At 65.6% G+C, this 25,123-nt stretch carries 21 protein-coding genes, 5 pseudogenes and 1 riboswitch; of the genes and pseudogenes, 6 read left to right on the plus strand and 20 right to left on the minus strand.

Annotated features, from left to right (window positions below; genetic code table 11):
• Positions 1-2 precede the first annotated feature (2 nt).
• From BWR19_16735 to BWR19_16745, 3 genes are all read right to left on the minus strand, one after another.
• Positions 3-1,460 (minus strand): sodium:solute symporter, encoded by a 1,458-nt coding sequence (locus BWR19_16735; GenBank protein ID APX94450.1) that lies wholly within the window; start codon positions 1,458-1,460, stop codon positions 3-5.
• Positions 1,453-1,665 (minus strand): hypothetical protein, encoded by a 213-nt coding sequence (locus BWR19_16740; protein ID APX94451.1) that lies wholly within the window; start codon positions 1,663-1,665, stop codon positions 1,453-1,455. The genes BWR19_16735 and BWR19_16740 overlap by 8 nt, the downstream gene beginning before the upstream one ends.
• Positions 1,666-1,892: 227 nt before the next feature.
• On the minus strand, positions 1,893-2,900 hold the full coding sequence (locus tag BWR19_16745; protein APX94452.1) for a D-amino acid dehydrogenase: 1,008 nt from the start codon (positions 2,898-2,900) through the stop codon (positions 1,893-1,895).
• Positions 2,901-3,060: 160 nt separating this feature from the next.
• Positions 3,061-3,157, minus strand: a riboswitch (glycine riboswitch).
• Between the two features lie 88 nt (positions 3,158-3,245).
• On the opposite strand from BWR19_16745, the gene BWR19_16750 reads away from it, so the two are divergent.
• Positions 3,246-4,157: a LysR family transcriptional regulator gene (locus BWR19_16750; GenBank protein APX94453.1), complete on the plus strand. Its 912-nt coding sequence runs from the start codon at positions 3,246-3,248 to the stop codon at positions 4,155-4,157.
• Positions 4,158-4,161: 4 nt separating this feature from the next.
• Here BWR19_16750 and BWR19_16755 read toward each other — a convergent pair whose 3' ends face one another.
• Complete coding sequence (locus tag BWR19_16755; protein APX94454.1) at positions 4,162-5,874, minus strand: hypothetical protein; 1,713 nt, start codon at positions 5,872-5,874, stop codon at positions 4,162-4,164.
• A gap of 175 nt (positions 5,875-6,049) precedes the next feature.
• A pseudogene (locus BWR19_16760) lies at positions 6,050-7,042 on the minus strand (benzoate transporter).
• On the opposite strand from BWR19_16760, the pseudogene BWR19_16765 reads away from it, so the two are divergent.
• Positions 7,035-7,657 (plus strand): annotated as a pseudogene (locus tag BWR19_16765) (LysR family transcriptional regulator). The pseudogenes BWR19_16760 and BWR19_16765 overlap by 8 nt on opposite strands.
• On the opposite strand, the gene BWR19_16770 reads toward BWR19_16765, so the two are convergent.
• Positions 7,648-8,400: a hypothetical protein gene (locus BWR19_16770; GenBank protein ID APX94455.1), complete on the minus strand. Its 753-nt coding sequence runs from the start codon at positions 8,398-8,400 to the stop codon at positions 7,648-7,650. The pseudogene BWR19_16765 and the gene BWR19_16770 overlap by 10 nt on opposite strands.
• Positions 8,401-8,745: 345 nt before the next feature.
• On the opposite strand from BWR19_16770, the gene BWR19_16775 reads away from it, so the two are divergent.
• Both BWR19_16775 and BWR19_16780 read left to right on the plus strand, forming a co-directional pair.
• Positions 8,746-9,072: a hypothetical protein gene (locus BWR19_16775; GenBank protein APX94456.1), complete on the plus strand. Its 327-nt coding sequence runs from the start codon at positions 8,746-8,748 to the stop codon at positions 9,070-9,072.
• Between the two features lie 47 nt (positions 9,073-9,119).
• Entirely contained in the window at positions 9,120-9,905 is a 786-nt protein-coding gene (locus BWR19_16780; protein ID APX94457.1) for a 3-hydroxyacyl-CoA dehydrogenase, read from the plus strand.
• A gap of 53 nt (positions 9,906-9,958) precedes the next feature.
• Here the strand turns inward: BWR19_16780 and BWR19_16785 are convergent.
• A pseudogene (locus BWR19_16785) lies at positions 9,959-10,444 on the minus strand (NAD-dependent dehydratase).
• Here BWR19_16785 and BWR19_16790 point away from each other — a divergent pair.
• Positions 10,380-11,053: pseudogene (locus tag BWR19_16790) on the plus strand (hypothetical protein). The pseudogenes BWR19_16785 and BWR19_16790 overlap by 65 nt on opposite strands.
• A 33-nt stretch (positions 11,054-11,086) precedes the next feature.
• On the opposite strand, the gene BWR19_16795 reads toward BWR19_16790, so the two are convergent.
• The 4 genes and pseudogenes from BWR19_16795 to BWR19_16810 all read right to left on the minus strand — a co-directional run bounded on the left by BWR19_16795 (position 11,087) and on the right by BWR19_16810 (position 15,311).
• Positions 11,087-12,310 carry a diaminopropionate ammonia-lyase gene (locus BWR19_16795; protein APX94458.1) on the minus strand — a complete coding sequence of 408 codons (1,224 nt, stop codon included), beginning with the start codon at positions 12,308-12,310 and terminating at the stop codon, positions 11,087-11,089.
• A gap of 257 nt (positions 12,311-12,567) precedes the next feature.
• Positions 12,568-14,424: a PAS domain S-box protein gene (locus BWR19_16800; protein ID APX94459.1), complete on the minus strand. Its 1,857-nt coding sequence runs from the start codon at positions 14,422-14,424 to the stop codon at positions 12,568-12,570.
• A gap of 167 nt (positions 14,425-14,591) precedes the next feature.
• A complete protein-coding gene (locus BWR19_16805) occupies positions 14,592-15,005 on the minus strand; it encodes a phasin family protein (protein ID APX94460.1) in 414 nt (137 codons plus the stop codon).
• A 156-nt stretch (positions 15,006-15,161) separates the two neighbouring features.
• Positions 15,162-15,311, minus strand: a pseudogene (locus BWR19_16810) (hypothetical protein).
• Positions 15,312-15,382: 71 nt separating this feature from the next.
• Here BWR19_16810 and BWR19_16815 point away from each other — a divergent pair.
• Positions 15,383-16,273, plus strand: coding sequence for an S-adenosylmethionine uptake transporter (locus tag BWR19_16815; GenBank protein ID APX94461.1), 891 nt, complete (start codon positions 15,383-15,385; stop codon positions 16,271-16,273).
• Positions 16,274-16,280: 7 nt separating this feature from the next.
• Here the strand turns inward: BWR19_16815 and BWR19_16820 are convergent, their stop codons facing one another.
• The 9 genes from BWR19_16820 to BWR19_16860 form a co-directional block, all read right to left on the minus strand.
• The gene (locus tag BWR19_16820; GenBank protein ID APX94462.1) at positions 16,281-16,964 is read right to left on the minus strand and encodes a cytochrome C; all 684 of its coding nucleotides are present in this window, start codon (positions 16,962-16,964) and stop codon (positions 16,281-16,283) included.
• Positions 16,961-17,449: a cytochrome C gene (locus BWR19_16825; GenBank protein APX94463.1), complete on the minus strand. Its 489-nt coding sequence runs from the start codon at positions 17,447-17,449 to the stop codon at positions 16,961-16,963. Before BWR19_16825 ends, BWR19_16820 begins: the two co-directional genes overlap by 4 nt.
• 23 nt (positions 17,450-17,472) lie before the next feature.
• Entirely contained in the window at positions 17,473-19,977 is a 2,505-nt protein-coding gene (locus BWR19_16830; protein ID APX94464.1) for a nitrate reductase catalytic subunit, read from the minus strand.
• The gene (locus tag BWR19_16835) at positions 19,974-20,255 is read right to left on the minus strand and encodes a hypothetical protein (protein APX94465.1); all 282 of its coding nucleotides are present in this window, start codon (positions 20,253-20,255) and stop codon (positions 19,974-19,976) included. The genes BWR19_16830 and BWR19_16835 overlap by 4 nt, the downstream gene beginning before the upstream one ends.
• The gene (locus tag BWR19_16840) at positions 20,252-20,770 is read right to left on the minus strand and encodes a ferredoxin-type protein NapF (protein ID APX94466.1); all 519 of its coding nucleotides are present in this window, start codon (positions 20,768-20,770) and stop codon (positions 20,252-20,254) included. Before BWR19_16840 ends, BWR19_16835 begins: the two co-directional genes overlap by 4 nt.
• 12 nt (positions 20,771-20,782) lie before the next feature.
• Entirely contained in the window at positions 20,783-20,956 is a 174-nt protein-coding gene (locus BWR19_16845) for a periplasmic nitrate reductase, NapE protein (protein ID APX94467.1), read from the minus strand.
• 184 nt (positions 20,957-21,140) lie between these two features.
• A complete protein-coding gene (locus BWR19_16850) occupies positions 21,141-21,581 on the minus strand; it encodes a type II 3-dehydroquinate dehydratase (protein ID APX94468.1) in 441 nt (146 codons plus the stop codon).
• 52 nt (positions 21,582-21,633) lie between these two features.
• Complete coding sequence (locus tag BWR19_16855) at positions 21,634-24,612, minus strand: bifunctional glutamine synthetase adenylyltransferase/deadenyltransferase (GenBank protein ID APX94469.1); 2,979 nt, start codon at positions 24,610-24,612, stop codon at positions 21,634-21,636.
• Between the two features lie 116 nt (positions 24,613-24,728).
• Positions 24,729-25,100: a diacylglycerol kinase gene (locus BWR19_16860; GenBank protein APX94470.1), complete on the minus strand. Its 372-nt coding sequence runs from the start codon at positions 25,098-25,100 to the stop codon at positions 24,729-24,731.
• Between the last annotated feature and the right edge of the window lie 23 nt (positions 25,101-25,123).

Consider the following 25,123-nt stretch of genomic DNA (forward strand, 5'->3'; position numbering starts at 1 on the left):
GCTCAGTGGGTTTCTTGAGGCGTCGGTGCCGCCAGGGCCGGCTTGACCAATCCCTGCCAGGCCGCCACCACGCCGACGTTGAGGAGCATCCCCCAGACACCGGCGTGCCAGCCCAGCGGCGAGCTCCAGGCAAACTCCATCAGCAGGTAAGCCAGGCTGCCGACCAGTGCGCCGGCCATGACGCTGGCACGACGTAGCCGCGGCAGGAACAGCGCGCCGAGCACCATCGGGAACAGCTGCACGATCAGGCCGTAGGCGCCGAGCAGCAGCAGTACCAGCGAGGCGGGGTTGGCCAGCGCGAACAGGTAGGCGATCAGCGACAGGCCGAGCACGCTCCAGCGCGTCACGCTCACCGAGGCCTTCTCGCTGGCGCCCTTCATCAGCGTGGGGCCGACCACGTCGCGGACCAGCACGATGGCGGCGGTATGCGCCAGGTTGGCGCCGGTGGACATGGCCGCCGCCAGCGCGCCGGAGAGCATCAGGCCGATCACCCAGGGCGAGAAGTTGGCGACGTCCATGACCATGCGCAGCAGCACGGTATCGGCACGCACCAGCGGGTCGTCGGCAAACACCAGCACCCCGGCGAAACCGATGAACAGCAGCGGCACCAGCAGGTAGGCGTAGAGCGGATAGAAGACGCTGACCTTGCGCAGGGTCTTGCCGCTGTCGGCGGAGTAGAACTTCATGAACAGGTGCGGCCACATGGCCCCACCGAAGGCGCTGACCAGCACCGCGGTGCTGAAGTAGCCCCAGTTCATGCCAGTGGCCCCGGGCATGGTCAGGTACTCGGGCATGGTCAGTTGGATCTGGCTGAACATCTCGCCGACCCCGCCGTAGAGGCGCTCGGAGATCGACAGGCCGAGGAACCAGGCGATGGCGATCATCATGATGCCCTGCACCAGGTTGGTCCAGCCGATGCCGTTGAGGCCGCTGCAGAACACGTAGGCAGCGACCACCACGAAGGCCAGCAGCGCCCCCAGCCAGAAGGGAATCAGTCCATCGGTGGCGGCCTGGAACAGCAGCCCGGCACCGGCGATCTGGATGGTCAGGTAGGGCACCAGGGCCAGCACGCCGATCACCCCGGCCAGGATGCCCAACGCTTTGCTCTGGTAGTGGTCGGCGATCATGTCGCCCTGGGTCAGGTAGCCCTTCTGGCGCCCCAACTCGGCGACCCGCGGGCCCATGGCCCAGATGGTGATCGGCACCAGCGACAGGTAGGCGAGGATGTAGAAGGCCGGCGCGCCGTGCTGATAGCTCCAGCCCGGCGCCCCCAGGAAGGCGAAGGCGGAGAAGATCTCGGCGCCGAGGATGAAGAACAGGATCACCACGCCGACGTGGCGCCCGCCGGCCACGTAGCCCTCGAGGCTCGAACTCTGCTGCCCCCGGGCGCGCAGCCCCACCCACAGCACCAGGGCGAGATAGGTCAGGGTGATACCGACGACGATCAGCGAATCATTCATGGCGGCCACCTCCGTGACGAATCACGTAGGCCAGCCACATGCCGATGAACAGCACCAGCATCCACAGGATGTACCAGAAGAACAGAAACGGCAGGCCCATGACGGTGGGCTCGATGCGATTGGCGATCAGGGCCCCCGGCCAGATCATGGCCAGGGTGCACAGCGCGAAGTGCAGCCCCGTCAGCAGGTGGTAGGTCTTGGTCATGGCAGTCGTCCAGCTCGCCGATGGCGAGTCTTGTTATGGGTTGTGCCTTGACTATGGCGCACGCCTTTCGATAGCAAAAATATGGCTTTTAGATATCAGCCATACTGTTACGGCATGGGCATGCCCCATGGAAAAGGCTCCCGACGCGTGCGCCGGGAGCCGATGGGAGGGGAAGAACCCATAAAGCAAAGTGGAGGGTGTAGGCTGCAGCGTGAAGAGAGGAGCGCCTAGCGGGCCGGGCTGAGCCGAGCGTCAGCGGGGCGCGCCATCGTTACCGAGTCGGCCACCATCTCGGCAGTGATCGCCGACAGGGTCCAGCCCAGGTGGCCGTGACCGGTGTTGTAGAAGACGCTGGGCAGTCGCCCTCTTCCCACCCGCGGCAGCATGTTGGGCAGCATTGGACGCAGCCCCGCCCAGGGCACCACCCGTCGGGTACTGACGCCCGGGAAGCACTGCTCGACCCAGTCGATCAGCGGACGGATGCGATCGTCACGGATATCGCGATTGAAGCCGTTGAACTCGGCGGTGCCGGCGATGCGGAAGCGATCCTTGCCGAGGCGACTGGTGACCAGCTTGGCCTCGTCGTCGAGCAGGCTGATCATCGGCGCCGCTTGCTGAGAGGCGGCCTCGTCGAGATGCACGGTGATCGAGTAACCCTTGACCGGGTAGACGTTGAGGCGGTCGCCGAGCTTGGCCGCCATCCCGCGACTCCCGACGCCGGCGCAGACCACCACGCCATCGTAGGCTTCACGCCCTTCTGCGGTGGTCACCCAGGCGCCGCTGCCATCGGCCTCCAGGTCGCACACGTCATGCCCGTAGCGTGTCGTGACGCCGCGCCGCTCCAGATCGAAGTCGATGCCCTCCTCCCTTGCCCACTGGTAGAGGTGGTCGCGGGCGGCGATCGCCAGGCGCGTGGTCTCGGTGGTGTTGTCGGCATAGCGGGGAATGGCGGCCATGAACTCGGCGAACCAGCTCAGCTTGTGCCAGGCGGGCTTGGGATTGACCAGCAGCGGCGCATCGGCGCGCAGCATCCAGCGTAGCCCCTTGAGCACCGTGGGCCAGTGATTCCAGACCTCGGCGTTGGAGGCCGACAGCTGGCCGCCGTTGGCGAAAGAGGTCTCCATGGCCGCATAGCGGTGGCGTTCGTAGAGCGTGACGTCCAGGCCACGCTTGAGCAGGGCATAGGCGGTGGTGACACCGGTGATGCCCCCGCCGATAACGGCAATACGTTGCATCGTCGTTCTCCAGACGCGTCGGGTTGACCCCGCTGCCATTGGCTGGCGAGGACCCCTTCCGTCATGGAACCTGAGAGATTCGCAACGCATCGTCGCCGATGCCCGCTTGCTCCTTCGGTGTGCCGACGGACGCTGTCGCCGGCCGCTCTTCGGAATTGGTGACGCGACGGCGGTCCGGTGGCCTGAGAGTTTCCGGGGCAGTTGCTCCTTCGGCGCCGGTACGTGGTTCACGAACCGGACTCTCCCGCTGTCGCGATGTCAGTACCTACACTATCCGCCCATGGACGCCATAGCAAAAATACCGATAATAGATATTACCTATACCGTTAGAGCATTGCTCAATCCATGGAATTCCGCCAGCTCAGCTATTTCGTCGCCGTGGTCGAGACCGGCTCCATCTCCGCCGCCAGCCGGCGCGTGCATATTGCCCAGCCGGCCCTCACTCGCCAGATCCGGCTGCTGGAAGAAGACCTCGACACGCGGCTGTTCGACCGCCACGCCCGCGGCATGCGGCTGACGGTAGCGGGCAAGGCGCTGTTTGAAGAGGCCCAGCAGTTGCTCGATGCGCGCACCCAGATCCGCGCGCGCCTGACGGCGCTGGGCAGCGGCCTGACCGGCAAGGTCAGCCTGGGGGTGACGGTGACCCACCTCTGGGTGCCGGACGTCGCGGGCCTGCTGAGCCGCTATCGCGACCGCTATCCGCAGGTCGCCTTCGAGGTCTTCCCGCTGCTCTCGGGCCCGCAGCTTGAGCGGCTGCGAGAAGGCAGCCTGGATGCCGGCGTGCTCTACCTCGACGAGACCGGCTACCCGGGGCTCGAGGCCCGCCAACTGCAGAATGACCATCTGCTGCTCGCCGTGCCCGAGCGCTCCGCCTGGGCCCAGACCCCGCCACAGCGCCTCGCCGAGCTGGCCGGCGCCGACTTCGTATGGGGCTTTCGCAGCGCTTCCCCGATCTACTTCGACCGCATGCAGGCCCACTTCCAGCGCCTCGACTTCCACCCCCGCGTGGTGCAGTACGGCGCCGACAATATCGCCATCCTGAGCATGGTGGCGGCTGGGCTGGGCATCGCCATCCTGCCCGCCGCCAGCAGCTGCCACCCGATGCCGGGCATTCGCTTCCTGCGCCTGCCGGAGCTCGACGCCTGCAGCATGCCGCTGTGGTTCGCCTGGCGCCCGGACAACGACTCACCGGCGCTGCACAACCTGATCGCGCTGGTCGAGAGTCTGGCTACGCCCACCGGTGCTGCCGACAGATGAGCCCTCATTCGCCCTCTGGCACTCCCAGCACGGCAAACACCTCCGCCAACTCAGGGTCAACCCGCTTGGCGCAGAGCAGCGAGCCGTCCTCCACGGCAAAACGCCCCGAGGTGGCGCGCAGATACACCTTTGCGGTGGCCGCATCGACGAAGCATACGTCAGGCACCTTGGCGAGGCACTGCTTGAGGAAGGTGCAGTTGCTGGCAGCCGCCAGGGTATCGGCAGCGGGATACACCTCTTGCGGGCATGTCGCCGCGGTATTGATCTTCTTGAAGCGCTCGAGATTGACCAGGCCCAGGGGGTCGAGAATATGCAGCGTATCCTGGGTGCCGTGGGCGATGACCGCCGGTGGCGAATGCTTAGGCCCACTGTTGTCGAAAAAAACGTACTTGAATCGCGGCTGCGGGCTGTCCAACCACTTGAAGAACATCCTGGGCATGCCGTCGTAGGTCTCCACGCAGTGCCCGAGAAAGTCCGATACCGCCTTGTAGCGCCCCCGCTCCAACCCCCGCAGCCAGCCCCGCTCCACCGTGGCCTCCGGTGGAGTGATGATGAAGTACATATGCATGGTGGAGACGTACTTCGCATAGGTGGCGTCCAGCAGCCGCGGCACCGTTTCCGACGAAAAGCTGTCGAAGCGAAAGCGGTCGATCAGCAGATTGGGAATGGTGCGGTCTCGCCGTGCCTTGTCGCGGATATAGCGGTCCAGCTTGGCATCGATCAGCTTGACCTCCTTGCCCGCCAGGCGCCCAGCATACTTGTAGGCCTCGCCCAACGCCTCATAGTCGATCAGCAGGCGACGCCAGATGTCAGGGGTGATAGTCCCGTACTGCCCAGGCGGAATGCCCAGGTCCTGCCGGGTATGTCTCAGCAGATGCCGCAGGGAGCTCTTGCCAGACGCCGAGGCCCCCTTGAGACTGATCAGGATCGGCTCGTCGGCAAGCGGAACCCGGCCATAGCCTTCATGCTCGATGGCTCGCTCGACGTGGGGTGCCAACAGGCGGCCGAGCATGCGGCTGCCGTAGTCGTTGCAGGCGTGGCGTGTGATCAACCTCGCCAGCACCTGGCGATCCAACCCGATATGGCCCTGGGTGGAGGCAATCGAGCTCAGCACTCGATAGGCACTCTTGTAGATGGCCTGCTCCTGCTCGTCTCGGGCGGCCAAGCCCTGCTGCTTGATGCTTTGAATCGCACCGTGGTGCCGCTCCTCCAGGGTACGGCGCTCCACCTGTCGTGGCGGGTCAGGATGCTTGCCCAGCCATCTGGCCAGGAAAGAAACAGGCGCTGGATCGGGTTCCACCGACTCGGGGGCAAAGGCCGTTGCCAGGATCTCCCCCACTCGGTTCTCTATCACCCCGAACAGCCTCTCGAACGCCTGCTGCAATGCCGGAAGCTGGGGAGCGAGATAATCGTGCAGGATCTTGCGCGTCATGCGGCGAAACTCTCGTCCCAGCAGCGCCTCCTCTTCCCCTTCGGCCACGAGGACGTCGGCGGTCACTCGCACGATAAGCTCATGCAGCACCAGGCGCTCGGCACGAAACGCGATCAGCTCTTCCTCCTCGAGGCCGGTAAGGGCTTTCAGCTCGGGAATCTCGGCCAGAAGAGAAAAGACGTTCTCGGGACGATGAATGGTTTCCAGGGGCTGGTAGCGCCTGGGCAAGTCGGCTTCGAGGCCGGGATTCCACGCCGAGTACTCGGGAGTCTCTCGATCAGACATGGGGGCCACGCTCACACTGAGGTTACAGGCGGCATCCAGCGCCAATGACCTGACATTGGCGGAATTCCCAACGGTGAGCAACGTCCGCATGGCGCAAGATGACAGAAAAAAAGCCCGCAGCGGCGAACCGAGCAAGGGCCAAGGAGGAGGAGGCTAGTGGGCTAGGGGCGCCGGGTTACGCCGCCGCCGGTTTGCCCTTGGCGAACTCGAAGTCCTGGGTCTCGAAGATCATCGAGACGAGCACCCCCAGCACCAGCGCCCAGAAGGTGGCGCCGATCTCGAGGATCTGGATCCCCGAGGCGGCGATCAGGAAGGCGAACAGCGCCCCCATCTCATGCTTCTTGCCGGAGAAGGCGATGGCCATCGACGAGGTGATCACCCGCATCAGCGCCAGGCCGGCGATGATGGTGATGAAGTAGTTGGGCGTCGCCTCGAGCAGGCTCACCACATAGCCGTAGAAGGGGGCCGCGACCACGAAGATGGCCCCGGCGATCACCGCCGCCACCCAGCGCTTGTCGTGCTCGCCGGCCTCCGGCGAGGAGCAGATGCCGGTCATCGGCGCGGCGATACAGGTGCTGTGCAGGTTGAAGAAGGCCGAGACCATGGTGCCGACGCCGCCCACCGCGGTGATGCCGTTGGCCGGCACCTGCTTGTAGCCCATGCCCTTGACCAGACCAACCCCGGCCGGGGTTTCCATGCCCACCAGGATGATCGCCAGGGGCAGACCGTAGGCCAGGAAGGCGCCCAGGGTGAACTCGGGCACGATGAATTCGGGGAAGCGCACCGTGGCCTCGATGCCGGAGAGATCTACGCCGGTGGCGATCAGATAGCCGATGCCGGCGAGCATGGCCACCACCAGCGGCGGTACCTTGCGGAACAGTCGCGCCGAGACGAAGAATGCCAGGATCATGATCGTCGCCGGCACGATGGCGTTTTCCAGCGGCTTGACCATATTGAGGCCGAAGCTCAACAGCATCCCGGCCACCATGCCCATCACGATGGGCATCGGGATCAGCCGCATCACGATCCCCATCACCCCGGTCAGGCCCGCCACCAGCGAGATGGCCCCGGCGATCAGGGTCGCCCCCAGCGCCGCTTCCAGGCCCACCACCGGAATCACCGCGGCAAACATCAGCGCGCCGGGAATCGAGTTGGCCATCGGCAGCGGCTTCGTGCCCTCGGTGTTCTACGGCCAGCTGCCGCTATTGGTGCCTGATTTACGACAAAAGGATGATATCGAGCTGACCCTCGCCGAGCTAACCACCGTGCAGCAGATCCAGGCGCTCAAGGCCGGGCGCATCGACATCGGCTTAGGGCGGCTGCGCATCGACGACCCAGACGTGGAGCAGGAGGTGCTGCTCGACGAGCCGCTGATGGTGGCGCTGCCCGCCGATCATCCGCTGGCCCATACCCGCCCGACCCTGGCCCAGCTCGCCGACTCCCGCTGGTGCTGTTTCCGGCCAAGCCGCGCCCCAGCCTGGCCGACATCACCCTGGGGCTATTCCGCCGCCAGGGGCTCAAGGTCAGCGTCGCCCAGGAAGCCAACGAGCTGCAGACCGCCCTGAGCCTGGTGGCCTCGGAAATCGGCATCACCCTGGTGCCGGAGCAGGTCAAGCGCGTGCAACGCGACGGTATCGTGTTCGTCTATCTCGACGACCGCACCATCACCTCGCCGGTGATCTGCAGCCGCTGCAAGGGCGAGCACCCCTCCGACATCATGTTGCAGGCCAACGCCATCCTCGAGGTGCTGGTGGAGAACCGCCTGACCGGGCGCTATCCGTGAAGCCTGTTGAAGAAGCCATCGATCGCCGCCTGAGCCTCGGGCGAGCGACAGCGTTCCAGCAGCTGCTGTTCTTCGCGATCGAAGGCGTGGCTGATCGCCTCGGCGTCGCCTGCCCTTAGCAGCGCCTTGGTGGCCAGCAGCGCATCGAAGGACTTGGCGATCAGGCGGCTGGCACAGGAGAACGCCTGCTCCAGCGCCATCCCATCCGGGGTGGTATCGGTCAGCAAGCCCAGCTCACAGGCGCGGGCAGCGGAAAAAGTATTGCCCAGCATGAGCATATCGCTGGCCGCCTTGTTGCCGGCCAGCTTGGGCAGCAGGTAGGTGGTGGCCCCCAGTGGCGTCAGGGCAAAATTGACGAAGGGCAGGTAGAAGGTGGTCGAGCTTCCCGCGTAGGCGAAATCGCAGTGCATCAGGATCGATGAGCCAAGCCCCAGGGCGAGGCCCTCCGCGGCGGCGATGACCGGTTTGGGAAAGGCGTGCAGACGGCGCAGGAAGGTGATGGCCGGCACTTCCGTCGCCTCCGCCAACGCCTTGTAGTTGGCCAGGTCGTTGCCTGCGGTAAAGCAGTTCTCACTGCCGGTGATGATCAGGACCTTGACCTCGTCGTCTGCCTCGGCAGCGGCAAGCGCCTCGATCAACTGCGCGTAGTTCGCCTCATCCAGGATGTTGCGTCGTTCGGGGCCGCTGATCTTCAGCAGCGTGATGCCATCCGCCCGGCGGGACGTCGTGATTCGAGTCGCCATGCGCTACCTCCATTGCAGACACAGAACCTGTTCCTAGCATAAGTATGTTTTGATGGACATGCTAATTTTTCTTCGGTGGAGTCTGGCAGTATCTCGGCAGAGACAAACTCTCGAGCAACGCTTAGGTAGACCGAGGTAATTCTCGGCGATGGGGTGAGGCCGTTGCCGATGATCACCACCTGAATCTTCATGACCAGTGCCTCTATCGCGTCGTCTTAGTCGCTGGATTCGATAGTGGTATTGTTCGGTGATAGCAACCGCGATTTAAGGCACTGTTTATCCATAAAGCAGGACAAACTGCATATATTGACTAGACGTTAGTCGACGTCATGGAAGGATCTCCGCATGCCTGACCGAAGCCACGACACCGTGCCGATGTTCATGCGCTATGCCGAGACCCGCCACTTGCCGCCCCCGGACCTGCTGCACTGCGAGACCATCGAAGAGCACAGCTGGCTCAGCAACTGGCATATCAAGAGCCATCGCCATGCCAACCTGTCACACCTGCTGTATATCGCCACCGTGGATATAGTTCTCCACGACCTAAACCTGGCGCTGACGACGCGGAGCACCTACGCAGCCTCGCAGCGCCCTGTAGCTACTCCACGAGCGCTAGATGCTCGGAACCAAGCACCGGCTCACCAACACGACTATCAGAGAAGTCGCCGATAGCTTCGGCTTGTCGGAGCCAACCTATAAATACAGCGAAGGAGATATTGATGAAGTTTCAGGACAACACCTTTATCGTCAGCGGCGGAGCCTCGGGCCTCGGTGAAGCCACGGTGTGCGCCCTGCACGGCGCCGGCGGCAAGGTCGTAATCGCCGACCTCAACGCCGAACGCGGCGAGGCGCTGGCCGCCGAGCTGAATGCCCAGGGCACGGATGAGCGCGTGCGCTTCCAGCGTACCGACGTCACCAGCGAGGCTGATGCCCAAGCTGCAGTGGATCTGGCAGTGGCGAACTTCGGCGGCCTGCATGGGCTGATTAACTGCGCCGGGGTCGGCGAACCCGCCAAGGTGGTCAACCGCGACGGCGAGCCGCTGCCTCTCGAGGCCTTCTCGCGCATCGTCAATATCAACCTGCTGGGCAGCTTCAACATGCTGCGCCTAGCCGCCGCGGCCATTGCCAAGGGCGAGCCCCAGGCCGACGGCGAGCGCGGGGTGATCATCAACACCGCCTCGGTGGCCGCCTTCGATGGACAGATCGGCCAGCCGGCCTACGCGGCCTCCAAGGGCGGTATCGTCGCCATGACCCTTCCTATAGCCCGCGAAATGGCCCGCCACGGCATCCGTGTGATGACGATCGCCCCGGGGCTGTTCAAGACCCCGCTGATGGAGTCGCTGCCGGAAGATGCCCAGCAGTCGCTGGCCGCGTCCATCCCCTTCCCCAGCCGCCTCGGCGAGCCACATGAGTTCGCGCGCCTGGCCTGCCATATCGTCGACAACTCTATGCTCAACGGCGAGACCATTCGCCTGGATGGGGCGATTCGCATGGCACCGCGTTAAATCAGGTAGTGGCGCTGGAGATCACGAGGCGTTACGCCGAGCACCGATGCCTGTCAGGGGATGAGCTTCTCGGCGCGCAGGCGATCGAACAGGTCGCAAGAGGCGCCGCGTGTCTCACGGAAATGGTCGAAGCCGAAGTCGCGGGACTTGGTGGTGTCGTTGACGCACTCCTGATCGCGGCCCAGGTCGGCATCGGTGTGCCACCAGGACGCCAGCTTGCCGACGTCCGGCTCGACCAGGTCGTGCTTGCGGGCCAGCTCGCGCCAGGCCGCTGCCGCATCGGCCATCTGCGTCTCCAGCGGCTGCGGCGTCTCCGGGCACTCCGCCACCTCGAGGCCAAAGTAGTCGCCGATCTCGCGCCACATGCGGCGCCAGCGGAAGACGTCGCCGTTGACGGTGTTAAAGGCCTGATTGGCCGCGCCCGGCGTGGTCGCCGCCCACTCCATCTGCCGCGCCAGCACCAGCGCATCGGTCATGTCGGTCAAGGCGTTCCACTGCACCTGTGACCCCGGGATCAACGCCTTGCGCGTGTTCGAACGTGTCGCCGCAACCGGCAGCTTCACCGCCGCCGCGCACCACTTCCACCGCGCGGTATCGTCGGTGTCGCGACAGATTCGCGGGTTGGAGGAGTCGTTGGGACAGCCGCTGTTCTACCGCCACACCCGGGCCGTCATCCTGACCGAGTCAGGCTGGCGCCGATGAACTACATCGTCGCCGCCTCCCCTGACTACCTGGCACGACAGGGCGCGCCGCAAACCCCCGAGGACCTCAGCGAACACGACTGCCTGACCTACCAGGGCGAGCTGGGCCGCCAGCGCTGGTATTTTCAGCACGGCGAAGCGCCGAAGGAAGTCGCCTACGAGGTCGACGGCAGCCTGGCCAGCAACGACGCCGAGAGCCTGGTGAGGGCGGCCCTGCTTGGCCAGGGGCTGGTGATGTTCCCCACCTGGCTGATCGCCGAAGAACTGGCCCAGGGCAGCCTAGTGGCACTGCTCGAGTCATGGCGCGGCGAAGTGATGCCCGGCCACCGCGAGCTCTACGTACTGACGCGCGAGCGCCAACTCAGACCCCCCAAGATGCGCGCCTTCATGGAGTATCTGTTCGAGGCGATGTCGCCCTGCCCGCCCTGGGATCGCTGGCGGAAATGACACCCCGTGAATGCGTCGATGCCTGGCGAGCACTTATTGAGCGTTGAGCTTTAACCAGTTCGCCTGGCGAGCCAGTACTGTGGCCCCACTCTCACCCACCAGCTCGCGGTACACCCCCGGTGCGGTGTCGCCTTCAGTATTGATCAACAGGATGCGCGATTCAGCGTTCAGCCCGACCTGCATAGAGTCGCTGGCCAACCGAGAAAGTCCCGCTAATCCTGCTGCCCCGGACTCGCCTGAGACGACCGGCACATCCTGCTCGCTACCGCCTGCCAGCGCACGCATGGCGGTGACAGCTTCGTCATCGTGGATCGTCATGAAGAAATCCACGCACGGCTGCAGAAATTTCCAGGCCAGCCGCGATGTTTCACCGCAGGCGAGCCCTGCCATGACCGAATCCACGGAGCCGGTGGCCCTAGCGGCCTTGCCGGCACTGGCACTCTGATACAGGCAATCGGCCTGCTCCGGCTCGACCACAACAATGGTCGGGCGCTGCGCACCATGGAGCTCCCAGAGATAGCTGGCGATGCCTGCCGCAAATCCACCAACCCCTCCCTGCAGAAAGACGTGGGTAAATGCAGGCCCAGCGCGATGTTGCAGCCCCTCTACCTCCATGATCTCGGCAGCGATAGTGCTGTACCCCTGCATGACATCCCGCGGGATTTCCTCGTAGCCCTCATAGGAAGTATCGGAAACCACCAGCCAGCCGTTTTTCTCTGCAAGCTCGGCGGCTGTCTCCACCGACGCATCATAATTGCCACTAATCCGCACGATCTCTGCGCCATTGGCGGCGATGGGCGCTTCTCGCTCGGTGCTGACATTGGCATGCAGCACAATGATGCAGCGGCAGCCGACGCTGCGGGCAGCCGCCGCCAAGGCGCGACCATGGTTGCCGTCGGTCGCACTTACCACGGTAAAACCCGCCAATGCCGAGCTGTGTTCGCCTGCCAGTAGGTCTCGCGCATCGAAGCAATGCTCCGGGAATTGGCGAAGAATCAGACGCACGAGAGCAATAGGTGCCCCAAGGGCCTTGAAGCTGCCTAAGGCAGAGCGCTTAGATTCATCCTTCAACAGGATCTCTGCCACACCCAACTTGGCCGCTAGGCCGGGCAGAGAATAGAGGGGAGTTGCATTACTGTTCAGCTGCGACCAGCCCGCAAGCCAGGCTCGGCTCTCATTAGCCTTCTGGATACTCATGATGCTTTTCAGATCATCAGGATAGGGCTCGTATTTTGCGTTGGGATTCGCGATCAGCATCAGTCGCTCCATCAGAGGGCAGAGAGGCACAGCAAGTCAGCACCCATGTTCATGGCTAGGTGAGGTGCTGTAAATGACCGCTTAGGGCGATATCAGACCTTTACACTAGCGCCGCCTAGCCGTCTCAATTCGGCCATGAGCGGACTCTCGCGTCGCCGTCCTAAGCCACCGCTTTGGACTGATGTGGTCCCCGAAATTCGCACCCAGCGCTAAGCTCTGATCAGACCGACCAAGAGGCCTGGTGACGACTGAGACCCTCATCCGGTCACCCATCGATTTCGCCCCAATGCCTTGGCCTCGTAGAGGCGTTTATCCCCAATACGCATGAGCGAATCGATGTCCTCGCCGTCCCGGCCGATCTGGGCGCAGCCCACGCTGACGGTGATTTTCAGCACTTTGTCGTTCAGCCTGATCTCCAGATCATAAAGGGTCGAGCGGATACGCTCGGCGATCTCGCCCGCCTGCTCGATATCGGTATCCGGGAGCAGGATCTGGAATTCCTCACCTCCCACCCGAGCCAGCAGGTCGGAGGGCCTCAGATTCTCTTCCATGGTGGAGGCCACCTGCTTGAGCACCTGGTCTCCGACCTGGTGCCCATGGACGTCGTTGACCGTCTTGAAGTGATCGAGATCCAGGCACAAGAGTGACAGGGGCGTGCCGTTGCGCTGCGCACGGGCAAGTTCCCGCCTGGCTTGTCTCATCAACTGGCGTCGATTGGCCGCGCCGGTGAGCCAGTCGGTAGCGGCCTGCTGGGTCAAGCGAGCGTTGGCCTTCTGCAGCGCTTCCGTTCGTTCGGCCACACGGCGTTCCAGTTCTTCTTCCGAGCGCTTGAGTTCGGTCAGGTCATGCTGCACGCCCACGAAGTGGGTAACCCGGCCATGGGAATCGGATACCGGGGCCAGACTCATCTGAATCCACAGCGGCTGGCCGTCGCGTCGGTAGTTGCGCACCAAGGTCTGTACCGGCTGCTTGCAGCGTAAGGCGTCGTGGACTTCCCTTACGCCTTCCTGATCCTCTTCGCCGTGCTGCAGGAAGCGGCAATTCCGGCCAATAACCTCGTCGCGCGAATATCCGAACAGGGTTTCGAAGGTATCGTTGACCCAGATGATAGGGTCGTCGAGGCGACGCGCATCGGTAATGATGACCGCATCGTAGATGGATTCCATCGTGCGTTCGAATAACCGCAGCCGCATGCGCTGGGCCTCGATCTCGTCCATCAGAAGGCCGACGCCGATCCCCACAGTCGCCGTGACCGCAAGAAATTGCTGCAGGGCGAGGATGGCGCCTTCCGGGTCCTCGTCATGTAGCGCCCAGGATCCATGCACGGTCCAGGCAATGGAAGTGGTAGCCACCAGCGCCACCAGTGCCACCGCACCGGGTACGCCAAAGCGCGCCGCTGCCCACAGCACCGGCGGTAGCAACAACACCAGCGACAGCGGATGGCTGCTATCCTTCTCCCCCATCGTTACCATGAGCACCGTGCCCATGACACCAAGCAGGAGAAGCAACGCACCCAGCTCGAGCAGACGCTTGCGGGTCCAGGTCTGGAGCAATACCTGGTACTGGTGAGCGAAGATGACCAGCAGCGGCGTGAGCAGAACTAGTCCCAGGGCATCGCCGAACCACCACATCTGCCAGCGGGCAAGATATTCGCCCCCCTCTCCGGCCAGCCCATGATACACCCCGGCTCCGAATAGCGCGGCGGTTCCGGCCGCCAACAGCGGGCCGAACAGCACGAAATAACCTCCGCGGGAGAGGCTGTCAAAATTGAAAAGTGGACCGGTGAACCAGCGGATCAGCGAAGCTGCGAGGAAGACCTCGAACAGGTTGATCAAGCCGAAGGATACTGCCGCCCACAACGGAAAGGCGGGGATGTCGGCGATGATCTCCGCGGCCATCACTGCCGGAATAATCCACGCCCAGCGGTGCACTGGCAGCAGTAACAGTGCCGCCAGCGCCACGGCATTGGGAGGCCAGATGATGGCCTTGCCGTCGGGCGAGATGGTCTGGGTCACACCCAGCCAGGCCCCGGCGAAATAGCCCAGCCCGACCACGGCCATGATGGCCAGGCCGGTCAGCCATCCCGGTTGTTGTATTTGCGGCCTACTGTGCATGAGTTTCCTGCTGGGATGCCCGGTCGATGCCTACTCGCCCACCTCTATCCCTAAGGCACGACAAACCCCTTTTGTCACCGACAGTCGCGCATACAAAAGGCCGCTGATTATATATCGGCGGCCTTCAGCGAAACTTTAAGCCGGCGCAGGCCGGTAGGGGAGGCGTATCAGGAAGCCTTAGCAGCCTTGGGAACCGCTTCCTTGAAAGCCTTGGTGGCAGTCTCGGTGCTTTCCTTGACGACTTCCTGAGCTTTCTGGACATTCTCTTCGGTCAGCTTCTGGCTGTCCTTGGCGAAGTCCTGCTGCAGGGCGACGACCTTATCGGCGTCTGCCTTGAGGCGCTCGGTGAATTCCGTAGCGACATTCTGCTGGCCTTCCATGTAGCTCTTAAGGCCTTCGGCATCCTTGACTTCCATCAGGCTGCGCAGCTGCGCCACGCCGGTGTCGGTATAAGCCTTGGCGGCCTCGAGCTGTGCGTTAACCAGCTTCTCGGTGAAGTCGACGGACAGGGCCGCGAAGGCACGCGCCGGGCCGAACATCATGGTCTCGAACTGCTTGGTGTCAAAGTTAAAGTTGCTCATCTGAAGAACCTCCGGGTTCTAAACGAACGGGAGATCCCCGCTCTGATGACATACACAGTAGCAGTAAAATTTGTGCAGTGCAACATAACCCTCCGTAGCGGCCTCGCTACAGAGGGCCGGTCAATGGCCTTACAGCCTCCGTTATAGGTCCATCTAACCGGCCTTTATGGCGCGGAAGGCGGTTCCCACCGCGTCCATACCAGAGCCACACAGGCGATTCATGGTGGTGCCAGGAATCGACGTCGGCATGCCCGCCAACAGCAGCGACATTCGCAACACGCTGCGGTTGTCTTCACTGGCCTGACTGGGCTCATCAGATGTCCCGCATTCTTTGTTAGCCTGCTAGGCTAAAGCCTTGTCTCTTGACCGGGAGTCCCATGGCGACACCCCCCAGCCTCATCGCGCCGCTGCCCGGCGACCGCCCGCTACGCGGCATCGGCTTCATGCTCGCCGCCGGGCTGCTGTTCGTACTGCTCGATACCGGCGTCAAGCTGCTCGGCCAGGACTACTCGCCTATCCAGGTGGTGTGGGCGCGCTACGCCGGGCACATGCTGGTGCTGGGCGGCTATCTGGCCTGGCTGGGCTGGCCGCGCTGCCGCGCGCTGATGCATACCGAGTCACTGCTGGGGCAGGTGCTACGCGGCCTGCTGCTGTTCGGCGCCAGCACCTTCGCCTACCTGGCGCTGCGCGACCTGCCGCTGCTGCAGGTCTACGTGATCAATTTCAGCTCGCCGCTGCTGGTCACCCTGCTGGCGATTCCGCTGCTCAAGGAGCGTGTCACCCCGGCACGGGGGGCGGCGGTGGCGGTGGGCTTCGTCGGCGTGATCATCGCCGTGGGACCGGTCGACTGGCGCGCCCAGCCGGCGGCGCTGTTGCCGTTCGGCATGGCGCTGTGCTTCGCGCTCTACCAGCTGACCACGCGGCGCTTCGGCCGTCACGATCACCCGCTGACCTCGCTGTTCTACGCCGGGCTGGCCGGCGCCCTGGTCAGCAGCGCCGTGGTGCCGCTGTTCTGGACGCCCATCGCGCTGGGCGACCTGCCGCCGTTCCTGATGGTCGGGCTGCTTGGCGCGGTCAGCCAGCTGGCGCTGATCCTGGCCATGCGCTGCGCGCCGGCCTCGCTGGTCTCGCCGTTCCTCTATACCCAGATCGTATGGGCCTCGCTGTTCGGCTACCTGGTGTTCGGCGACGTGCCGCTGCTGCAGGTCTACCTCGGCGCCGTGCTGATCATCGGCGCCGGGATATTTCTCGCTACGCGGCGGACTTGAGCGCAGCCTAAGGCGCTGTCAGTTGACTGGGCACGGCCGCCTCGGCGCGGCCCAGGTGCGTCACCCAGGAGACGACATCGGGAATGCCCGCTTCCAGGGCGGCCGCCTCGTAGCCGCCGTGATGCCCGGCGGGCAGGTCGTGGGCGATGCCCTTGTGGCAGTCGATGCAGGTCGCCTCGCCGCTGGCCAATGAGGTGGAGTGAGCGCGAGCCGCGCGGCTGCTCTGGGCGGTGAAGTCCATGGAGTCGAATTCATGGCAGTTGCGGCACTCCAGCGAGTCGTTGGCCTCGAGCCGCGCCCACTCGCGCTGGGCCAGCTCCAGGCGTTTCTCCTCGAACTGCTCCTCGGTGCGGATGGTACCGAACACCCAGCCCCACACCTCCTTGGAGGCCTCCATCTTGCGCGCAACCTTGTGGGTCCAGCCGTGGGGCACATGGCAGTCGGCACACTGCGCCCTGACCCCGGAGCGGTTGGTGTAGTGGACGGTGTCCTGCATCTCGCGCAGCGGGTTGCGCTCCATCTCGTGGCACGCGACGCAGAACTGCTGGGTATTGGTGGCTTCCATGGCGGTGTTGAAGCCGCCCCAGAAGATGATCCCGGCGATGAAGCCGCCCAGGGTCAGGAACCCCAGGCTGAAGTGCACGCTGGGGCGGGTGAGCAGCCGCCAGTAGCGGCCCAGCCAGCGCTTCATGGCTCACCTCCCTGCTGCTCGCGCAGCATCTCGCCGAGCACCTGGTCGACGGTCTGGAAGCGGTTTTCTACTATCGGCGTGGCATCGGTCTGGGGCACGTGGCACTGGGTGCAGAAGTAGCGGTCGGGGGAGACCGCCGCCAGCACCTGCTTGTGGCGATCCATGAAGTGGGTGACGCTGACCATCGGCGCCCCGGCGCGCACCGCGTTCTCGCGGCTGTGGCAGGTCAGGCACTGGTTGTGGCGCAGGTCGACCTGGTAGTCGCGGATCGAGTGCGGCACCACCGGCGGCTGCTCGGGGTAGTTGAGCACCTCGCGCCCCGACTCGCGGGACTCGCCGGCCATGGGTGGCGCCGGCAGGGTCTCGGCCACGGTGCCGCCCTGGCGCAGGCCGTCCGGCGCCGAGGGCCGATAGTGCTCCTCGGCGAGTGTCACGCCAGCCCAGGCCAAGGTGGCGGAGAGGCATAGAGCGGTAAGCCTTTTCATCGCATTTCTCCTTGCTGGCGGCCTCAGGCCAGGTTGAGCAGCTCCAGGCGCACCGCACACTTCTTGAAGTCGGTCTGCTTGGAGATCGGGTCGGTGGCGTCCAACACCAGCTTGTTGATCAGCCGGTTGGCGTCGAAGAACGGTACATAGACCAGCCCCTGGGGCGGCCGCACCCGGCCGCGGGTCTCGACCCGCAGGCGGATCTCGCCGCGCCGACTGGTGACCTTGACCTCGCTGCCGCGTCGCACGCCCTCGGCGCGGGCGTCATCGGGATGCATGTAGAGCAGCGCCTCGGGCACCGCGCGGTGAAGCTCCGGCACCCGGCGGGTCATCGAGCCGGTGTGCCAGTGCTCCAGCACGCGTCCGGTGCACAGCCAGTAGGGGAAGTCGTCGTCGGGGCGCTCCGGGGCCGGCTCGTCGGGCACCGCGAAGATCAGCGCGCGGTCGTCGGGCTTGGCGTAGAACTGCACGCCGCGGCCCTCCTCGACGTAGGGGTCGTAGCCCTCGCGGTAGCGCCACAGGGTCTCCTGGCCGCCCACCACCGGCCAGCGCTTGCCACGGGTCTGGTGGTAGACGTCGAAGTCGTCGAGGTCCTTGCCCTTGCCGCGACCGAAACGGGCATACTCCTCGAACAGCCCCTTCTGGACGTAGAACCCCAGCTCCTCGGCCTCCTGGTTGGCGTAGCCCTCCTCCATGTCGGAAAGCGGGTAGCGGTCGACCTGACCGTTGGCGTAGAGCAGCTCGAACAGTGTCTTGTCGCGCAGCTCGGGGGCCGCCTCGAGCAGCTCCTCGGGCCACACCTCGTCGACGCGGATGCGCTTGGCCAGCGCCAGGGTCTGCCACAGGTCGGAGCGCGCCTCGCCGGGGGCGTTGACCAGTTGGTGGAAGAACTGGGTGCGCCGTTCGGAGTTGCCGAAGGCGCCCTCCTTCTCGACCCAGCTGGCAGCCGGCAGGATCAGGTCGGCGGACTGCGCCGAGGCGGTGGGATAGATGTCCGAGACGATCACGAAGGCCTCGGGGTTGCGCCAGCCGGGCAGGATCTCCTCCATGGTGTTGGGGCCGGCGTGCATGTTGTTGCACACCTGGGTCCAGTAGACCTTGATCTCGCCGTCCTTGAGCTTGCGGCTCTGCTCCACGGCGTGAAAGCCGACCCGCTCGGGAACGGTGCCCTCGGGCAGCAGCCAGATCTCCTCGGCGTCGCGGCGATGCTCGGGGTTGGTGACCACGCGGTCGGCGGGCAGGCGGTGGGCGAAGGTGCCCACCTCGCGGGCGGTGCCGCAGGCCGAGGGCTGGCCGGTGAGCGAGAAGGGGCTGTTGCCGGGCTCGGAGATCTTGCCGGTGAGCAGGTGCAGGTTGTAGATCAGGTTGTTCACCCACACCCCGCGGGTGTGCTGGTTGACGCCCATGGTCCAGAAGGTCATGACCTTGGTGTCGGGGTCGGCGTAGAGCTCGGCGAGCTGCTCGAGGCGATTCTCCGACACGCCGGACTCCCGCGCGGCGCGCTCGAGGGTGTAGTCGGCGACGTAGTCGGCGAACTCGTCGAAGCTCATCTCCGACCAGGAGTTGGCGTCGTCGGCGTTGGCCGCGGCCTGCTGCAGCGGATGCTCGTCGCGCAGGCCGTAGCCGATGTCGTCCACCCCCCGGGCGAAGCCGACATGGCTATCGACGAAGTCGCGATCGACGTTGCCGCTCTGGATGATGTGGTTGGCGATGTAGTTGAGGATCACGATGTCGGCGTTGGGCGTCATCACCATGGGGATGTCGGCCAGGTCGAAGCTGCGATGCTCGTAGGTCGAGAGCACCGCGACTTGGGTGTCCGGGTAGGAGAGCCGGCGGTCGGTGACCCGGGTCCACAGCACCGGGTGCATTTCGGCCATGTTCGAGCCCCACAGCACGAAGGCGTCGGCATGCTCGATATCGTCGTAGACGCCCATCGGCTCGTCGGAGCCGAAGCTGCGCATGAAGCCGAACACCGCCGAGGCCATGCAGTGGCGGGCGTTGGGGTCGATGTTGTTGGAGCGGAAACCGGCCTTGAACAGCTTGCTGGCGGCGTAGCCCTCCCAGATCGTCCACTGCCCGGAGCCGAACATCGCCACGCTCTCGGGGCCGTGCTCGCGGATCGCCTGCTTGAACTTGTCGGCCATCAGGTCGAGCGCCTCGTCCCAGGACACCGGCTCGAAGTCGCCGTCCTTGGCATAGGCGCCGTTGCGCTTGCGCAGCAGCGGCTGGGTCAGGCGGTCCTCGCCGTAGAGGATCTTCGACAGGAAGTAGCCCTTGACGCAGTTCAGCCCGCGGTTGACCTCGGAGTGGATATCGCCGTGGGTGGCGACGATGCGGTCGTTCTGGGTGGCGACCATCACGCTGCAGCCGACCCCGCAGAAGCGGCACGGCGCCTTGTTCCAGTTGAGCCGGGTCAGCTCGGCGTTGGTGATCAGGTTGGTGGCCCCGGCGGGGATCGCGATCCCCGCGCTGGCGGCGGCCACAGCGGCCGCATTGGCCTTGACGAATTCGCGGCGTGTCAGTTTCATTGTGCCCCCTCATGCGGTTCATCGGCGCTGGCCGGGTCGAGCAGCTGGTGGTAGACCAGCGCCGCACCGAGCACGCCGGGCCGTGTCTGTACGGCATCGATCAGGTCGAGCGCACGGCTCTCCTTAAAGCTCTCCACCACCGCCACCAGCTTGCCCGCGGCGTCCTCGCCGCGGACCTCGCAGCCGCCGGCGGCATTCAGCCAGGCGGCCACCTCCGCCAGCCGCGGCGGCCGGACATGGACGATAAAGCTGGCGATATGCAGCGTCTCTTGGCTCATCGGCGCGCTCCGGGTTGCACTGGGCCGTTGTCGGCCAGGGTGATGGCATCAGTGGGGCATACCGCCAGGCAGGCCCCGCAGCCGCGGCAGGCCTGGCTGTCGATATGCGGCTGCGGCGGGCGGCCCAGCGCCGGTGGAAAGCGGATGGCGCGCCACTCGCAGGCGTCCTGGCAGGCCTGGCAGTGGATCTGCGCCAGCGCCAGGCAGTTGGCCTCGAGCCGCGCGTGCCAGGCAAACGCCTGGCGTTGGGTATCGAAGACGTCCGCCTCGCACACCGCAGCGCAGTCGCCGCATAGCGAGCAGCCGTCGGTATCGAAGCGGATCTCGGGGAAGCCGCCGCCGCCGCGCACCAGCACGCCTTCCGGGCAGGCGTCGATGCAGGCATCGCAGCCGGTGCAGCGCTGAGTCAGGTCAGCGGCGGTCCACGGCGGTCGCCGCAGCGGCGGGCGGCCGCTCAAGGCGCGGAAGAACTGGCGGCGATCCGAATGGCGGTGAGTCTTGTTGTTATGGGTCATGGCGTCACCGACTCAACCGGGAGGACCGGGCGGGCCGGCAATCATCTGGTAGATCCACACCGCGAAGCCGTAGCTGCCGACCACCGCCACGGCGAGGATCGGAAACAGCAGCACGCAGATGAACAGAAACAGCTTCAGCTCTTGTCGCTTGCGCACCGACGGCGCAACGCTGTCGGGGTCGCTCATGGCACGCTCCTCGCTGGGTGTGGGCCTGGCCGGGTGTGACAAACCACCGCATACCCCTGTCAGCCTAGCGAATTAAGCCCCCTATGCCAGTTGACGCAGATCAAGGTTTTGCGAAGCAAGCCTGAAACGCCGCGAGCCCGCCAGGGGGCGGGCTCGCGGTTGGGCAGGATGGTAGCGTTGAGAATCAGGCGTCGGCGGCCTTGATCAGCGCGTCCAGCGCGGCCAGGTAGCCCTGGCTGCCGAGGCCGGCGATCACCCCGTCGGCGCGCAGCGAGACGTAGGAGTGGTGACGGAAGCTCTCGCGCTTGTGGACGTTGGAGAGATGCACCTCGATGACCTTGCCGTCGAAGGCATTGAGGGCGTCGAGGATCGCCACCGAGGTGTGGGTGAAGGCGGCGGGGTTGATGATGATCGCCGCGGTGCCGTCGAGCCTGGCGGCGTGGATGGCGTCGATCAACGCGCCCTCGTGGTTGCTCTGCAGCGCCTTGGCCTCCCAGCCGTTGAAGGCGGCCTTCTCGTAGAGGCTGTTGTTGATATCGTCGAGGGTCTCGTGGCCGTAGATATCCGGCTCGCGAGTGCCCAGCAGGTTGAGGTTGGGGCCGTGCAGCACCAGTAGCTTATGCATCGTCTTTGGGTTCCCATCAATGGTGATCAAATCTGCCTAGAGGACCTCAGCGCTAGTCTTCCGCTTCGCCCATCCAGCGCTGCCAGACGCGCCGCACCAGCTCGCGGTGCGCCGCCACCTCATCGGCCTCGACCACGCGCTCGGCCTTGGTCAGCGCGGCGCGGTGGGTGGCGTGGCGGTAGGCCAGATAGGCGTCACGTAGTCCCTGGGCCTCTTCGGCGGGCAGCCGCTGGCAGGCCTCGAGGGTCTCGAGCAGGCGCATGTTGTCGCTCCAGCGCAGCAGCTCGGGGGCATCGGCGCTCATCGCCAGCACCGCGAACTGGCACAGGAACTCGATATCGACCATGCCCCCGGCGTCCTGCTTGAGGTCGAAGCGCCCGGCCTGGCGCGCGCTGGCCTTGCTGCCCAGGTGCTCGCGCATCTTGTGACGCATCTTGACCACCTCCTCGCGCAGCGAGGCGAGGTCGCGCCGCGCGCCGAGGATCTCGCTGCGCACGGCCTCGAAGCGTTCACCGAGATGGCTGTCGCCGGCCACTACCCGGGCGCGCACCAGCGCCTGGTGCTCCCAGGTCCAGGCCTGGTGGCGCTGGTAGTCGGCGAAAGCCTCCAGCGGCGTGACCAGCAGCCCGGCGTTGCCGGATGGCCGCAGCCGCATGTCGACCTCGTAGAGCGCACCGGCCGGGGTCACCGCGGTGAGCAGGTGGATGATGCGCTGGCCGAGGCGGGTGAAGAACACCGGGTTGTCGATCGGCCGCGGGCCGTCGGTGGTGCCCTGGGAGGCGGCGTCGTGGATGAAAACCAGGTCGAGGTCCGAGCCGTAGCCAAGCTCGATGCCGCCCAGCTTGCCGTAGCCGACGATGACGAAGTCGGTGTCGCCGGGCACGCCGTCGCGCCGCGCCGGCCGACCGTGCTTGCGGGTCAGGTGCTTCCAGGCCATCGCCAGCACCTGCTCGAGGACCACCTCGGCGATGTAGGTGAGGAAGTCGCTGACCTTCATCAGCGCGCGGGCGCCGGCGATGTCCGAGGCCGCCACGTGCAGCACCTGGGCGTGCTTGAACACCCGCAGCGCCTCGAGCTGGGCCTCTTCGTCGTCTTCCGGGATGCGCCCCAGCGCCTGGCGCAGCTCGTCGGCGAGATGCTGCTTGTCGGCCGGGGTGTAGAGGGTGGCCGGGGTCAGCAGCTCGTCGAGCAGGATCGGATGGCGGGCGAGCTGCTCGGCGATCCACGGGCTGGCCGCGCACAGCCGCATCAGGTGGCTGAGGGCCTGGGGATTCTCGCGCAGCAGCGCCAGGTAGGCGGTACGCCGCAGCACCGCCTCGAGCAGCGGCAGCACCCGCTCGAGCACCAGGTCCGGGGCCTCGCTGTCGGCCATCGCCGCGAGCAGCATCGGCATCAGCGCATCGAGGCGCTCGTAGCCGATGCGCTGCATGCTCTTCACCGCCCGCGACTCGCGCAGCGCCGACAAGCGTTTGGCGGCTGTCGCGGCATCGGCAAAGCCCGCCCCGCTGAGCAGCGCCTGGATATCGTCGTCATCCATGACCCCGCGCCACAGGCCGCGCCACTCGTCCAGGTCGGGTTCATCGTCGCCTTCGGCGGCGTCTTCCACTTCCTCTTCGGGGTCGGCGATCACCGCATCGAAGTGGCCGCGGATGCGCTCGCGCACCTCGTCGAGACGCGCAATCAGTGCCGGCCAGCCCTCCATGTCCAGCGCCAGGGCGACCCGCTCACGCTCCTCGTCGGCCTCCGGCAGGGCCTGGGTCTGGCGATCCTCCAGCGCCTGGATGGCGTGCTCCAGGTCGCGCAGGAAGGCGTAGTCGGGCTCGAGCTCGTCGACCACCTCCTGGGGCAGCAGGCCCAGCGCCGGCAGGATCTGCATCGCCTGGCGCAGCGAGGTGATTTGCAGCTCGGTGTCGCGGCCGCCGCGGATCAGTTGGAAGGCCTGGACCACGAACTCGACCTCGCGGATACCGCCGCGACCGAGCTTGATGTTGTCGTCCATGCCCTTGCGGCGCACCTGGCGGTTGATCATGCCCTTCATTTCGCGCAGCGACTCGATGGCGCCGAAGTCGAGGTAGCGGCGGTAGACGAACGGCCTGAGGCTTGCCAGCAGCTCGTCGCCGGCCTGGCGGTCGCCGGCCACCGGGCGCGCCTTGAGCATGGCGTAGCGCTCCCACTCGCGGCCCTGGTCCTGGTAGTAGCTGGCAAGCGACGAGAAGCTGCCGACCAGCGGGCCGCCATCGCCCAGCGGGCGCAGCCGCATGTCGACGCGAAAGGCGAAGCCGTCGGCGGTCACCGCGTCCAGCGCACCGATCAGCTTCTGGCCGAGCTTGGTGAAGTACTCCTGATGGTCGAGTTCGCGCTTGCCGCCCTGGGTGGTGCCCTTGTCGGGAAAGGCGAAGATCAGGTCGATATCCGACGACAGGTTGAGCTCGCCGGCGCCGAGCTTGCCCATGCCCAGCACCACCATGCGCTGCGGCTCGCCGTCGCGCTCGGCCGGCAGCCCCCAGCGCTCGGCGTGGTGTGCCTCGAGCCAGCCCAGCGCGCCCTCGAGGCAGACCTCGGCGAGGCGCGAGACGCTGGCCGCGGTGGCCCACATGTCGATGCCCGGCGGGCGGGTCAGGTCGCGCCACACGATGCCCAGCATGCGCGCCCGGCGAAAGCGCCGGATCACCCGCTGCATGGCCGCTTCGTCGTTGGCATTCTGGAGCAGTTCGTCGAGCCAGGCGGTCTGGTCGTCGGCGCTGGGCGCCGCGTCGAGCTCATCGGCGGCGTCCAGCTGCATCAGCCAGTCGGGGTAGCGGGTCAGGGTGTCGGTGGCAAAGTCGGAGATACACAGCACCCGTGCCAGCTGGCAACGGCGCGATTCGGACAGCGCCGCCCAGCTGGCCCCGGGCCCCTCCTGCTGCTGCATCTCGGCCAGGTTGTCGGCCTGGCTCAAGGCCTCGTCGAGGCGCTGGCTCAGCTGGTCGCGGCGCGCGTGCAGCGCCTTGGGCAGGTCGTCGCGGGGCAGGAAGTCATCGGGCAGCGCCATGGGGCTCTCGCAGTCAGCGGCAAAGTGCCTTCAGCATAGCGAAGCCCGGCGCCGAGGGTCACCCAATAACATCGCTGGGGACTAATCCGCGTCGAGACAGCTGCACGTACCTGGGCTTACCCCATCAGGCGCTGGATGATCAGCAGCCCCCAGGTCAGGCCGGCGAACAGCAGCGCCAGCATCACCGCCGCCGAGCTGATGTCCTTGGCCCGGCCGGAGAGTTCGTGGTGCTCGGTGCCGATCCGGTCGACCACGTTCTCGATGGCGCTGTTGAGCAGCTCGACGATCAGCACCAGCAGGCAGCTGCCGATCAGCAGGATCCACTCCAGCGGCGTGCGCCCGATCCAGATCGCCAGCGGCAGCAGCACCACACACAGCGCCACCTCCTGGCGAAACGCCGCCTCGTTGCGAAAGGCGGCCTTGAGGCCCTTGAGTGAATAGCGGGTCGAGTGCACCAGATGGCGCCAGCCGGTATGCCCAGGTTTCATCGCTTCGCTCTTGCTAGGGAATC

The organism is Halomonas sp. 1513 (assembly GCA_001971685.1).
GTDB lineage: Bacteria > Pseudomonadota > Gammaproteobacteria > Pseudomonadales > Halomonadaceae > Franzmannia.